This window comes from Virgibacillus pantothenticus (genome assembly GCF_018075365.1).
GTDB classification, from domain to species: Bacteria; Bacillota; Bacilli; order Bacillales; family Amphibacillaceae; genus Virgibacillus; species Virgibacillus pantothenticus.
On sequence record NZ_CP073011.1, the window covers coordinates 3,793,417 to 3,807,974 of the forward strand.

The 14,558-nt window shown below is 37.8% G+C and carries 10 protein-coding genes, 1 pseudogene and 2 riboswitches; of the genes and pseudogenes, 4 read left to right on the forward strand and 7 right to left on the reverse strand.

Translation table 11 applies throughout. From position 1 onward, the window contains the following. Positions 1–560 precede the first annotated feature (560 nt). A riboswitch (purine riboswitch) is annotated at positions 561–661 on the reverse strand. 136 nt (positions 662–797) lie between these two features. Next, complete coding sequence (locus KBP50_RS17570) at positions 798–1,409, reverse strand: DUF2179 domain-containing protein (RefSeq protein WP_050351712.1); 612 nt, start codon at positions 1,407–1,409, stop codon at positions 798–800. Positions 1,410–1,856: 447 nt separating this feature from the next. On the opposite strand from KBP50_RS17570, the gene KBP50_RS17575 reads away from it, so the two are divergent. Then, the gene (locus KBP50_RS17575; protein WP_232231337.1) at positions 1,857–2,321 is read left to right on the forward strand and encodes an Hsp20/alpha crystallin family protein; all 465 of its coding nucleotides are present in this window, start codon (positions 1,857–1,859) and stop codon (positions 2,319–2,321) included. A 469-nt stretch (positions 2,322–2,790) separates the two neighbouring features. Here the strand turns inward: KBP50_RS17575 and KBP50_RS17580 are convergent, their stop codons facing one another. Continuing rightward, entirely contained in the window at positions 2,791–3,462 is a 672-nt protein-coding gene (locus KBP50_RS17580) for an MOSC domain-containing protein (protein ID WP_072742378.1), read from the reverse strand. 279 nt (positions 3,463–3,741) lie between these two features. Between KBP50_RS17580 and msrA the strand changes: the two genes are divergently transcribed. From msrA to KBP50_RS17595, 3 genes are all read left to right on the forward strand, one after another. Next, on the forward strand, positions 3,742–4,269 hold the full coding sequence (gene msrA, locus KBP50_RS17585) for a peptide-methionine (S)-S-oxide reductase MsrA (RefSeq protein ID WP_050351714.1): 528 nt from the start codon (positions 3,742–3,744) through the stop codon (positions 4,267–4,269). A gap of 516 nt (positions 4,270–4,785) precedes the next feature. After that, complete coding sequence (locus tag KBP50_RS17590; protein ID WP_050351715.1) at positions 4,786–5,961, forward strand: MFS transporter; 1,176 nt, start codon at positions 4,786–4,788, stop codon at positions 5,959–5,961. Positions 5,962–6,370: 409 nt separating this feature from the next. Continuing rightward, entirely contained in the window at positions 6,371–8,071 is a 1,701-nt protein-coding gene (locus KBP50_RS17595; RefSeq protein ID WP_050351716.1) for a methyl-accepting chemotaxis protein, read from the forward strand. Between the two features lie 555 nt (positions 8,072–8,626). Here KBP50_RS17595 and KBP50_RS17600 read toward each other — a convergent pair. From KBP50_RS17600 to KBP50_RS17625, 5 genes and pseudogenes are all read right to left on the reverse strand, one after another. Beyond that, positions 8,627–9,961, reverse strand: coding sequence for an NCS2 family permease (locus tag KBP50_RS17600; RefSeq protein ID WP_050351717.1), 1,335 nt, complete (start codon positions 9,959–9,961; stop codon positions 8,627–8,629). A gap of 250 nt (positions 9,962–10,211) precedes the next feature. Beyond that, a riboswitch (purine riboswitch) is annotated at positions 10,212–10,311 on the reverse strand. A 189-nt stretch (positions 10,312–10,500) separates the two neighbouring features. Next, positions 10,501–11,256: a methyltransferase domain-containing protein gene (locus tag KBP50_RS17605; protein WP_050351718.1), complete on the reverse strand. Its 756-nt coding sequence runs from the start codon at positions 11,254–11,256 to the stop codon at positions 10,501–10,503. A gap of 422 nt (positions 11,257–11,678) precedes the next feature. Beyond that, entirely contained in the window at positions 11,679–12,812 is a 1,134-nt protein-coding gene (locus KBP50_RS17610; RefSeq protein WP_050351719.1) for a flagellin N-terminal helical domain-containing protein, read from the reverse strand. Positions 12,813–13,569: 757 nt separating this feature from the next. After that, a pseudogene (locus KBP50_RS22230) lies at positions 13,570–14,262 on the reverse strand (ATP-binding cassette domain-containing protein). 28 nt (positions 14,263–14,290) lie between these two features. Further along, the gene (locus tag KBP50_RS17625) at positions 14,291–14,551 is read right to left on the reverse strand and encodes a hypothetical protein (RefSeq protein ID WP_050351722.1); all 261 of its coding nucleotides are present in this window, start codon (positions 14,549–14,551) and stop codon (positions 14,291–14,293) included. Positions 14,552–14,558: the final 7 nt, after the last annotated feature.

Genomic DNA, 14,558 nt, shown 5'->3' on the forward strand with positions numbered 1-14,558 from the left:
TATTTAGAAAAACTTGGCTTGTCGCCAAGTCTTATGGCGGAAGCCTTTGTTTTCTTATACTATAAACCAAAAAATCTTATACTTTTGTATAGTGGAACAAAGGCGCGGGGCGCCCGTTTAGCAACGTAGCGAATGGAACGAATCAACTAAAGATAAAGTGAACCTTCCATCAGCGGGGGGGTTCTTCCATCCCCGCTGATTGTTAGTTGAACGAATCGGGGATTTAGGTGCTGTTACCCCAACGCCTTTTTACGGGATAAAGGAATCATGCCACTAAAAACAGGGGTATGCCAACGCCTGAGCGGCAAGCCCGTTTTTAGTCGGCCTTCCTCTTAGTGACGAACCGATGAGGCCTTATCGGAGGGCGCATTTCTAAAGTCGCATCGTTGCTGGGCTCATGCGCCGGACGTGACTATTCGGTTATTTCGTTATCTCCAAGCACCTAAGTTTATACTTTCTTATTCTACAAGATTAAGAAACAGGTCTATCCTGCTACCCTCATATCGATGAGAGAAGAGAATAGACCTGTTTCTGTGTACAACGAAACAGACGTGCCTGCCACACGATCCTACTTCCCTCATAGTCCAGTCATTTACGGTGCTGGGTAGAAACTTCTGAGCCATATTCTCAGTTTTATATGAGGAGCCGATGTTTTATTGTCGATTCAAGAATAACAAGATATTGCACAACTGTCAATAAAAGAACGAACATTATTTTCATTAACAAAAAATAATGTTCGGTTTTTAATGATTAATTCGATTAATACTGTACTATACGTTTGAAAAACAGTACTTTCTTTATTTCTGTCCTTTTTGTTCACTCGTTTTAACCTGTTGCTGCTTCAGTTCTGCTTCCGCCTTTTTCTTCGGGTTCATTAAGCGGCCTTTACGTACTTGTTTAACCCAAAACCCTCCATGGATTTGCTTCGGTTCATAAGCAATAATAAAAGCTTTCGGATCGATTTGTTTAATCGTTTCATAAAGTCTGAGCTCATACTTACGTGGGGTTAAAATTTGCATGGAAAGCCTATCGCCCTCCATGCCATATGCATACCAGCTTGTCACTCCATATCCTTTATCACGCAACTGTTTCGTAAAGGAAATGTCTGGATTAGAAGAGATTACATTCACCGTAATATATCCCAGCGCCAACTTCTCTTCAATCATCGAACCACAAATGACACCTATTCCAAAACCAATGGCATAAGCGATTAAATTCTGAATTTCATTAAGATTATCTAATACAAGCCCAAGTCCCAGTACATAAATAACAATTTCAAACATACTAACGAAGGAAGCTATATAACGCCGTCCCTTTAGTGTTAAAATCATCCGTACAGTTGATAGTGAAACGTAGACGATATTAATTACTAAAATGATGGTTACCATCACAATTGCATTACTTAACACATCAAGCCCTCCCATATCTTAAGTTAAGAGGATGTTCAAAAGTCCGATGTTTTAAACACATAGCATTCATCGCTCTGCTTGCTTTTAGGAATATTACATCCAACATCTGCAGACAAATCATGACCGGTCATTAAACGGTGTAAACTCGAACTTATTCATTCCTTTTTTTCAATTCGCTTTCTAAGCATACCCCATTTTCCATTCATATGAAATAATTTTTTGTTCATGATTGTTTTACAAAATTTTATTATTTGCTTGCGTACTATCGCCATGCACAATGGAATATATTGCAGCATAGGCTATAGAGGAAAACTTCAAGTATCATTTTTTCCCATGAATTGTTAGTAAATCGAATGGGCATTTTACTTGCAGCTGGATCGTTACTTTTCCCTCCTATGTTTTAACTTTAGGAAGGAAGGACACGTTTTACTCCCAGTTACATACCAAATGCTTAGTAAAAGAAAACGAGGTGATAGTGTGGATCCATTTCAGCAGATGGCGGATTGGAAAAAGAACATGGATCATTTCTTCGGTGACAGCTTTTGGAATGAATTTGAAGGTCTCATTAAACCTACAATACCACAAATTAACATCTATCAAACGGACCATGAATTGTTTTGTATCGTAAATATTCCTGGTTTACATGACTTAGATAAGCTCGATATATATGTAGACTACGCTACCTTAGAATTAAGAGGCTCGATTGATATCGACCATTCACATGGAACAGTAGTGAAAGAAGAAATTCTTTATGGCGTATTCGAAAGAAAAATAACCCTGCCATTTCCTGTTCGTGCCGATAAAATAAAAGCGACTTATAAACATGGACTTGTCTATATTCAATTACATCGCCTTATTTCAGAAACGAGCAGAAAAAATCGTATTCATGTCCATGTTTTAGAAGATAACTAATGAAGATAGAGGCTAGGATCTTTTACTAATTAAAGTTTTTATCAAAGTAAAATACGAACTATCTAGAAATGCTGGATAGCGCAAATAACACGCTCCAGAAATATACTTCGCTTTTTCACATGCAGCTCGTGAGCCTCTTCGCGCCAGTGAACTACGAGGTCTTTCCAATGCTTTTCCTTCCGCGCAGCGTCTACGTATATTTCTGAAGCTATATTAGTACGTTATTCATCTGTCAAGTTTATATTCGATTTATATCCCAGCACCCTGAATGGTTATATATGGAGCCTATGAGAGGTGATTATAAATGCCATATAAGCCTCCATCCTTTTCGCCTCGGATAGGGGCTCTGTTTACATGCATACGCGTCATTACTGGTTGTAATTAACTATTCCATTCTCTATAGTTCTATTTTTTAACGCCTAAAGCTGTAAGCTACGTCTTCTCGTATGTCCAAAAATCGAGATTACTTTTACTTTGGTCCGAATAGACGACTTTTCGTTCGTAACGGTATCCCCCGCAAACGTTTTTTTAACAAGGTTTTCCATGTTTTCCCTAGTACGTCACATTGCAATAAATCATCTGCTAAGCGCAAATCTTCCCTAAATCGGTGCATAACCTCATTACATGCAGCTAATGACCACTGTGGATATGGTCGGTCAAGTAATTCCATATCTTGCTCTGCTTGTATGTCCCCCTCTTGAAGCACCCGGAAATACCACCCCGTACGTCCACTCTGTTGCATTTGCAAGGCAAAATCCTCCATCTGTAAATGCTTTGCTAGCCTCCATGTTGGTAAATAAGGTTGGCTCACCTGAATGACAGCCTCCCCTACTTGATACGTATCCCCTAGAAACACGGAGTATTCATCCATTTCTAAAACAGACACGTTTTCACCGATATCTCCGATTTGAATCGTGTCTAATTGGTACACATCAGCCCAATCGTAATAATGCTTCCATGGATACGTAAACAACGCTTTATCAACATCCTCTGAGAGAGACAGCCCTTGTTTCGTTAAATAAATCGATCCTTGAACTTCTTCATTTACGAAGTACTTGGGATCCCCATCCTCAATTTTTGCTGTATTTTGATCATATAATTCCTTCATCTTAAACAATTTATGAATATATGGTTCTACCATTCTGTCACCCGCTTGTAAAATATGATATAGTATCTTTATTCTAATAAAAATAATGCAGCTTGCAAACACACATGGATAAAGTGCATCTTCAACAGTGGGAGTTTTCATTCATCCCCCACTGATTGTTAGTACCGTAATGGTATGACCCTAATGGTCTCTTACGAAATAGGATATTTAGGTGCTGTTATCTCCCGACTTAGACTTGTTGCAGTACAGATTATCCAACTTCTGAAGCGAGAATCTTACAGCACCTTACGAGATAAAAAGCGAGGGATACGTATGACTGAAATACAGCGAGCAACCTTTGCCGGCGGATGCTTTTGGTGTATGGTAAAACCATTTGACCAATGGGAAGGAGTAAAGCATGTGATTTCTGGTTACACAGGAGGTCACTTGGAAAACCCAACATATGAAGAAGTAAAACGGGGCAACACGGGACACTATGAAGCAGTAGAAATAGCCTTTGATCCTAACATTATATCATACCAAACCATTCTTCATATCTTTTGGCAGCAAATCGATCCGACCGATGATGGTGGACAATTCCATGATCGTGGAGATGCTTACCGAACTGCTATTTTTTTCCATGATGAAGATCAAAAATCCTTAGCAGAAGCATCGAAGCGGCTGCTAGAACAAAGTGGAAAGTTCTCGAAGCCAATTGTTACGAAGATATTGCCAGCTACAACTTTTTATCCAGCAGAAGAATATCATCAAGATTTCTATCAAAAAAATAAAGCGGCTTACCAAGCAGACCGAGCTAAATCAGGAAGAGATGCATTTATCCATCGATTATGGCATACGTAGGTAGTCCATTCATCTTAAACACTAGCTCATCAATTTTTAGATCATATGTGAAGCCTGCCTGCCATATACTTCCCAAACAGTGGAAGAAGTTCGTTACAATGGCAGCAGATGGATTTATCATGATGTACAGGCGATCTTCATAAATAAACGAACCATACAATCGGGATTCATTTTCTTTTTAAACCGTTTCTTTAAAAATTAATTTTAAACGCTATCGTTACTTGTCATTCCATCCTCCATCTATTATAAACACACTTGGTCTGTAGTTGCCGTAAAACTTCCTTTTTGCTTTTGGAAGTTTCTATTTGTGTGGAATTCCATTCGTTTTCCTGCATATAAGGTGCCGTAAGACTCTTACTTTATTTAGTGGGAATAATGATACAAAGAACTATGCGGGTGTAACGGCACCAAAACCCCGATTGGTTCAATGACCTTTCAGTATAACATGTAATAGGTTATCAGGTTAAAAATACTGCTAAATAAAGTTTCACTTCATTCAAGTCAGGAGAGAGAGATTTGTCTAAACATGCATCGTTAACACCACTAAAAATGTTATTATTTGCATTTCATGCTACCAATACCATTATCCTTAGCTACTTACCTTTATATTTAAAGTACAAAGGATTAGATGGTACAGAAATCGGCTATGTTCTGGCAGTTGGTCCTATGGCTTCCATCATCGCTCAGCCGTTTTGGGGATACATGAGTGATAAATTTAAAACAGTAAAGCGCGTCATCCAAGTATGCCTCATCGGTTTATTAGTTATGAGTGTGGTCTTTTTTCAAATGGACACACTGCTGCCTATTCTTACTGTCGGCGCTATATTTTATTTTTTCGTAACACCTATTGGTGCATTAGGAGATAGCCTCGCACAGCGAAGATCTCATGATCTTGGCGTTTCATTTGGAACCATTCGTTTATGGGGTTCCATTGGCTTTGCAGTTTCCTCGCTAGTAATCGGCGAAATTCTTACAAGAGCCGGGATTCAATATATGATTATTCCTTACTTGTTTTTCGGAGTACTGGCATTTATCGTCAGCTTCAAGCTCGTAGATGTAAAAGTAGAATCAGACCCTGTCAAACTAAAGGATGTCAGCTTGCTTATAAAAAGTAAACCTTTTCTTATATTTTTATTTTTTATTATGTTTTTAAGCGTGACGCATCGTGCCAATGATAGTTTTATTGGCTTATATATTGAACAGTTAGGAGGAAGTGAAGGCTTAGTCGGTGTGGCTTGGTTTGTCGGCGTACTTACGGAAGCCATCGTTTTTGCTACTGCAGGATATTGGTTTAGAAAGTATCATCCACTTGTGTTTGTCATTATTGCTGGTGTTTTATATAGTATCCGCTGGTTTATTTATGGCTCAGCAGACAGTCCTTGGCATATTATTAGCCTACAATTCATGCACGGGTTAACATTCGGGACTTTCTATTTAGCTTCCTTTAACTATATATCCCGTCTCGTGCCTAAATTATTGCAATCTACCGGTCATCTTGTATTTTTTGCAACGTTCTTTGGTGTTTCAGGAATTATAGGCTCCTTACTTGGCGGCGCAATGATAGATTCTTACGGTGGCGGTACATTATATGCTGCTATGGGCGGAATAGCTTTAGTCGGAACCATTTTAATTACCATTTATCATTTGCTGCCTTATGGAAAAGAAGCTTATATACATGAAAAAAGTAAATAAGCTGCTCTTTATGTAGAGACCAAGCACTGGATACTGCCCCCCGAAGGTTAGCGTTAAAAATCTAACTTCGTAGGGTCATTATCTTCAACTGTAGTGTTTGGTCTTTTTTATTTTTCTCGCACTTCATAAATGATTCTTTATACCTGTTTTTATTGACTTATTAGTTAAAAAGAACTATCATTCTTTTAAGTCTATGCTCACTGAACAGCCAAGAAAGTGATTTGCTTGTAGTTGATGGAAGTGTCGATTTCATCCCACATAACAGGAATTTTCAATCCGTGTATTTTGAAACCGCTTTTATTAATTGCGCGATCTGCAGGGAATGTTCCCGGTAGAATGTAATGTTAGAAACAACCTTATTACTATTAAGGGACAACTTTTCTATTCACACTAATAGGGGGAGACAGCATTGGAAAATATAATGGCAACCAAACCTGACTCATTGGATCAAACAAATGACAAAGAAAATATGACTAAAAAATTAGCGCTGATGGGAGTAACTCAAGAAACACTAGAGTTCGTACAACAAGCGGCAGCTATTCTAATTCCTTATAAAAAAGAATATGTAGAAGTTTTTTACAATTATCTTGCTTCCGTTACTGAACAAAATGGGACCATAAAGCAACATGTCCCAAAGGACCAATTAGAAAATCTCATCGATACATATGTAGAGGATTTCTTTAATGCAAATATTGACGTCAGGTATATACGTTCGCGGATGGAAATGGGAAATCAACTTAGCCATTTCCGTATAACTGTCGATCAATTCATTGGGGCACATAACCTACTCATCCAACATATGACCTCTTTATTACTCAAACAGTCAAGACGTAAGCAAAAACAAATGATTTCTATGTCCCTCGCTATTCAAAAACGGGCAGGTTTTGATCAACAGCTAATGGTGCAAGCGCATATAGAAGAAACTTTTAAATCATTCCTATCCAATATTTCAGATTTACTTCATGGCGTAACTAAGTTAGATACGACAGAGCAGTTAATTAATCAGATGGAAAACATTGTGGAAGAAAGCCATAATGTAACATCTGCTACAGAGGAAGTCAGTGCCTCAGTCAATGAAGTAGCCGAACACGCTACAAAAGTCGCTGAAGAAACAGAAGAAGCAGTTTCTTCTGTAGAAAAAAGCAAACAAGTGGTTCATGGAGCACTTGAAGATATGAATAAAATGGGGCAAGTATATAATAAGATTGAAAAGCAAATGAACAGCTTAAATGATGAAATCAAACAAACCCAACATATTGTTAACGTGATTGAAGATATTACCGACCAAACCCATTTGCTAGCCTTAAATGCCAGTATTGAAGCGGCCCGAGCAGGTGAACATGGAAAAGGATTTTCGGTTGTCGCTCAAGAGGTTCGAAATCTAGCAGAACATACAAAAGAACAAACCATACAAATCAAACGAAATATGGACGCTCTATATCAAGTTGCCAGCCTCGTCACAACAGAAATGGACAATACGGATGCGCTTATTCAAGGTGCTATATCCGATTCCCAAGATGGCGAAAAAGCACTACAAGATATCATCGCAGCGATACAAGCAATTAATGGTTCTACCTCACAAATAGCTGCCATGACAGAAGAACAAACATCGGCAGTAACAGAAATTGCTGATCGAAACGCCATGATGTTCGAAATGGGTCAGACTACACAAGAGGTTGCAATAGAGACAGCCAAAACAATTCTGCAATTAAGCAAGCAAATGGATGCATATCGATTAACGTTCTTTGATAATATCCGTTTTCAAGCAAAAGATATTATCGAAGCAGCGAAAACTGACCATATGCTATGGAAATGGCGCGTATACAATATGTTGCTTGATTTGGAGACGATTGATTCCCAGCAAGTCGCTTCTCATCAAGCATGCCGACTCGGTAAATGGTATTATGGCGATTTACCGTCCCATATAAAAGACAACCCTGTATTCCTGCAACTGGAAGAACCACATCGTCAAGTACATCATTATGCGAAGCTAGCCGTCCAAAGCTATGAACAAAGGAAACGCGCAGAGACAAAAAGCTATTTTGCCCAGCTACAAACAGCATCTGATGAAGTATTGCATCTCCTAACACAATTAGAAAAGGAAATATAAAGTGAAGGGGTCTCGTCTTTTTACACTAGATTGGGGCGAGACCACTGATAGAGTTGATCTTTATAATAATACATTTCCAACAGATATATATAAATAGTAGTCGAATCCTTCACTGCAAATGGTGATATTTAGTTTATCTGTTTTTCTGATTTTATCTAAGGTGCGGTAAGACTCCTACTTCAGGAGTTGGATAACCTGTACAGCAACAAGTTGAAGTGGGAGCAAACAGCTCCTAAATACCCTATTTCGTAAGCAGCCTTTAGGTCATACCATTACGGTATTCAGTGAGGAGAAATACCCCCCTACTGATGGAAAATTCACTTTACAATTTTTCAGTGGGCTTGATTGATATCTCCAAGATATAACTTAATTACTTTGGATAAAATCAGGCAGTAGGTGCCTGCAGGTGGAATGTTTCTTCCTCGTTATTACTTCGCAAGGTGGAAAGGAAAATCTTACTATCGGCTACATGCTAATAACGTAGTGCTTTATAATCATAAACAAAAGACCTTTCCCAAGAAGACTTGGGAAAAGTCATTTTATTCGTCCAAATTTTTAGCTTAAAAAGACAAAATACAAAATGAAAATAACAAATAAGAAATACATCACCGGGTGAATTTCTTTGGCTCGCCCTTTTAGCACCATCGTAATGGGATAGAAAATAAATCCAATCGCAATCCCTGTTGCAATGCTGTATGTTAACGGCATAGCAATCACAATTAGAAACGCTGGAACAGCTATTTCAAATTGATCCCATTCAATATTTTTTAAAGCCGAAGACATTAATACACCTACAATGATTAATGCAGGGGCAGTTACTTCTGGTGTGACAACACTTAATAAAGGGGAAAAGAATAATGCAAGTAAGAAAAACATCGCTGTAACAACAGCTGTAAAACCAGTACGTCCACCAGCTCCAACCCCAGCAGTTGATTCCACATAAGCCGTTGTCGTTGATGTACCTAGTGTAGCACCTACAACGGTAGCTGCAGAATCAGCAAACAATGCTTTTCCAGCACGTGGCAGCTTATTATCCTTCATTAACCCTGCTTGATTAGCAACGGCTACTAATGTACCTGCCGTATCAAAGAAGTCAACAAATAAAAAGGTCAAAATGACGACCAACATTTGCAGTGTAAAAATATCTCCAAAGTTTACAAACGCCTGTCCAAATGTAGGCGCCAAGCTAGGAACACTGCTGACAACTCCGTCTAAGCCTGATGGCGGTGTAATTAATCCAGTCACCATACCAGCAATAGCTGTAATAATCATTCCGTAAAAAATGCCACCACGAATTCCAATCGTCATTAAAATAATCGATACCACTAAGCCAAAAATAGCCAAAAGCACTGTCGGCGTTGTAAGATCCCCTAATCCGAGTAATGTCGCTTCATTTGCAACAATAATGCCGGAATTTTGGAAACCAATGAAGGCAATGAAAAAGCCAATTCCTGCACCTACCGCCATTTTTAAATTGGCCGGAATCGCATTAATAATTTTTTCACGCAGCCCAGTTAGTGTTAGAACAACAAAGATCAGTCCAGAAGCTAGTACACCACTAAGCGCTGTTTCCCAAGGTATGCCATATCCTAATACGACCGTATAAGCAAAAAATGCATTTAAACCCATTCCCGGAGCTAATGCGATCGGGTATTTCGCAATGAGTCCCATAAATAGAGAACCGACCGCTGCAGCAATAGCTGTAGCTGCAAATACAGCGTCCTGATCCATACGCGTAACGCCACTAGGAAGGTCCTCAATACCTACTAACGCTAATGTAGATGGATTAACAAATAAAACATAAGCCATTGCTAAAAAGGTCGTTAATCCCGCCATAAACTCGGTCCGATAATTTGTTCCAAGTTCGTCAAAACGAAAATACTTTTTCATGATGTTTCTCCTCTCATTTTGCAAGCTTTTATTGCCAGCTATCTGATGGACTGGCATTTTTTTCAAAATTGATACTTTCTTTAGGACGTAGTTGGATACAGTTTTCACAAGGTTTCTTTTGTGCTATGAGCTACTTTTTGGTGAATTTTAGCGAAAAAAGACGCAAGAACGAAAAAAGCTCTCAGGTCTGCACCCAAGAGCTTGTTGATTCATAAGGATATCCCAAAAAAAACCAGTCATTTGATCATCCTGCAATCAGTATCTCTTGCGTAGTCAGACTATTTACGGCAGTCTGGTAGAAACTTTGAGCCCTATCCCCAAATTATACGCGTCTATTTAATTAACACAGGATAATCATACGATTTCCCAACATAATTGTCAACTAAACACGAACATTATTAAATTAATTTAGTTTTTTGTTCGAAAATAACTTCAAAAGTTACAGAATCAATTTTTCATTCACAAAAGCATATGCTTTTTTCCTCCTGCAAAGGTTTGGATCTCTAATTGTGTTTATAATTACTAACTATCTAACTCTTTTACGGTCGAATCGCTTCAAACGTAATAATATCATCTGCTTTAGTAGGATATTGATTATACTTATAATCGGAAGAAACAATGATGTTCTTAAAACCGATTTTTTCTAAAGTTAAACGAAATTCTTCAACTCCATACCATTTTAGCGGAAATATCTCGAGCTCTGAATCTATCAGTTTACCTTCGCTCCATTTTTCATATTTATTATGAAAAATAGAGAACTGATGAATTGGTTCCACTTTTACTAACGTTTCTTCCAACGTAATCATGTCACCTTCTGGATTATGCATGGTTCGTTTTGATACATATCCTTCTTTAAACGTATCTGGTAGAAAAATGTCTACAATCAATTTTCCACCAGTCTCTAGGTGATCAAAAAAGCATTGGAGTGCAGCTACGGACGCTTCCCGCTTATGCAAGAGTAAAAAGGAACCAGTTGGCACAATAATAGCTGCGTATTTTTGAGTCAACGAGAAATTTGCCATGTTACATTTATATATATTCGGTTTAAAACCTGCTTGGTCACTATTTTTCTTACATAAATCTAGCATATCATCTGAAAGATCAAATCCATCTACATCCAATCCTTGTTCTAATAATGGAATCAAGATGCGCCCATTCCCAACAGCCGGTTCTAAAATTTTCCCTTTTACGTTTTTTAACCGATCGTAGTAATACTCCACATCACCGTAAGATTTACCGATATACTTATCAAGATCATAAACCTCTGCAGACAGCTTTCCGTAAAAACTAGCCATTTCTTTACTCCTTTCCATACCTAAGATTATGTTAAAATTTTTGCTTGAGCTATTCTAAGATGGGTAGCAGGTTTTTTAGATGGGGACGCTAATAGATGTAGTTTTAAACCACGCATCGAAGAAAAGAGGGTGAAAGCTACTAAAAATGCTGTATTTAATTACTATTTCAATAAAACTTATCGGTGTAAGCATTATTTGATTATATCTTATTAGCTTTTATCATCTTCTCCATTATAATGACAAGAGGGTTAAATGTACATCAAAATCAGATAATGTTAAAAAGCCTGTATTACTTCACTAAGTTTTACCTTGGAACATAAATTTATTTATAAAGTAACGTTTGTTTTGCTTGCTCTAAATAGATAAAAGCCCGCTCATAACGAGCAGGCTTCGATCTTATATAATTATTCTCCATTTACTTATTAACGAAGTAATTGAAGTACACCTTGTGGCTGTTGGTTAGCTTGCGCAAGCATGGATTGAGCTGCTTGAGTAAGGATGTTGTTTTTCGTAAATGCCATCATTTCTTTAGCCATATCTACGTCACGGATACGAGATTCAGCAGCAGTTAGGTTTTCTGCAGAAGTACCTAGGTTGTTAATCGTGTGTTGTAAACGGTTTTGTACCGCACCGATTTTAGAACGCTCTGCAGATACGTTGTCGATAGCTGTTTGAATTGTCGAAATGGCTTTATCTGCACTTTCTTGAGAGGAAATGTTGATACCGACTGTTACTTCTCCGCTCAAATTATCTTCTTCTGCTTCGATTACTAGTTTATCACCATCGTAGTAACCGCCAGCTTTACCTTTAATTGTTCCAGTTTCTCCATCAGTTAATTTTGTATCTGCTTCAAGGACTAGCTTTCCACCATCGTAATAACCAGCAGGTGTACCAGGTAGTGAACCATCTCCAGCAGGATCAGGATCTGCAGCCTGCCACTTTGCAGTCTCTTTACCATAGGTAATTTCATCGCCATTAGTACCAACTGTATAATCGACGTCTTGTGTAGCATCCTGATACGTTAAATCGTCAACATTATAAGTTTCAGCTACTTTCAACTCAGTACCACTCATATTACTAATGGAAACTTTTAAGTTTTGGCCTTCATTTGCTCCAACATGGAATGTTGCATCTTTTAACGTTCCATCAAGTAATTTTTTCGTGTTAAATTCTGTGTCCTCAGAAATATCATTTAATGCATTCGCTAATTGATCTACTTCTTTTTGTAGCTCAGCACGGTCTTGATCCGTATTTGTATCGTTAGAAGATTGGTTTGCCAATTCACGCATACGTTGAAGGATTGCGTGAGTTTCATTCATCGCACCTTCAGCTGTTTGGATTAAAGAAATACCGTCTTGGGCGTTCTTTTGTGCCATTTCCAACCCGCGAATTTGACCACGCATTTTTTCAGAGATTGCTAAACCTGCTGCGTCATCTCCTGCTTTGTTGATCTTTAGTCCTGAAGAAAGCTTCTCCAGTGAGCTTTGCACAGCGTTGTTGTTGTTAGAAAGTTGACGATGTGTGTTTAACGCTGCAATGTTGTGATTAATAATCATACCTTTTCTACCTCCATGTGTTTGTTTTACTAGCAAGACCCATCCTTGTGAAATGCTAGTTTGATTTATAATAATCTCCTGATAATAGGAGTTATTATCGAGATGAATTTATTCGGGCATCATTTTAAAATCTTCTGGAATTGTACTTAGTCCTTTTCTTCCAGAGATTTTTTTGTACTTCCATGTTGCCTTGAATCCTTGCTCATCCATAAGGATAATTTTTGTCCAACGCTTCTTCTAAAGTTAGATAAACTATTTTTTTTGATGATGCATTATTTATATCGGTAGCTATTTTCTATTGTTTATAGTTAAATGTACGATTTTTTATAGAAATTTAAATTTCCACCTGAAATATCTCGTTAATGAAGGTAAAACACATTAACACTTTGTTGTTAAGGAAAAAACAGGCATGATTTGTTATCATCTTCGCTATCTTTCGGTGCATAAAACCACCATCTCCATCCTGAAAGAAAAAAATCCATAACGGGTTCCTACGGAGAAATCGTCCATTATACATTGCTACCAGACTTTCATTAATCTGAAGGTACAGTTAGGAGACTATGCTTCCGAAATGGATGTAAACTGTAAGCAATCGTCACCAAGAGATAGAACATGTTAGGGAGGAAGGTTTAGTCACGAAACACATTCATCTCACAGCTTAAAACGCCATCTGACGGAGGATGACGTTTTGGTGGTCTTAAATATATTTATCACTACTTAGCTTCATTTGCTTAAGGAATTTGTTTCAAATTAGAGCTTAGTCGATTCCTGTTTTCCGTAATTCCTTTTTTATAGTATCAAGTACTCTCAAATCTCCAAAATAGGCAACTTTTCCTTCGCTTAAATAAAGTAATGTATCTTCACTAGATTGCTGAAGCTCATCAATCAAATGAGTACTAATGATTACAATACTATGATAAGCTAGTCGCTGGAGTATAGATTGAAAATAACTCCGTTCCTTCATATCCAATCCCTCAAACGGCTCGTCCAATATACAAATTCGCGGAAGATTTATTAGCGCTTGGATTAAACCAACTTTTTGCCGTTGTCCCCCTGATAGATGCTTTATCTTCCTCCGCTTTAATTGAGTTAATTCGCTCTCCTTTAGCCAGTGTGCCACCGTCTTTTTTACAAATTCTCAAGGCACTCCCTTATGATAGGCGATATATTTTACATACCTTCCCACCGTCATATCAAGATGACCTGTAAAATGTTGTGGAAGAAAACCAATGATTTCCCTAATTTCTTCAATATCTAAATTCTTTCTATACGTCCCAATCTGCTTGTCTCGAACTAAGAACGAATAGTTGATTTCCCCATATTCTGGTTGCAGTGCAGTAGCGAGCAGCTTTAAAAGTGTCGTTTTCCCCGCCCCATTATTTCCAACTACATACGTTATTCCTTTTGAAAATGAGCACGAAATACCATTTAAAATCTTCGTATTATCCATGTATATGCTACATTGCTTACCGTTATCCTCATTTCGTATTCACCGAAAAACGTCTTTTCAATAACACACTGCTTAATAAAAGGATAGAAACTCCAAAAATCATCATATGGATGACTAGAAAGTAATCATCGCCTGGAGTTTGAAACAAAAGCTTTTTCTTCATGAACACTTGACTGAACCATATAAACAATGTTAAAGCTAAACCTAATTTTTGTCCTAACCATAATATTGTCACAAAACCGATTACACCAAAAAAGAAAACAGGTATAACGGAGCTAACTAAATACAATGTCGTA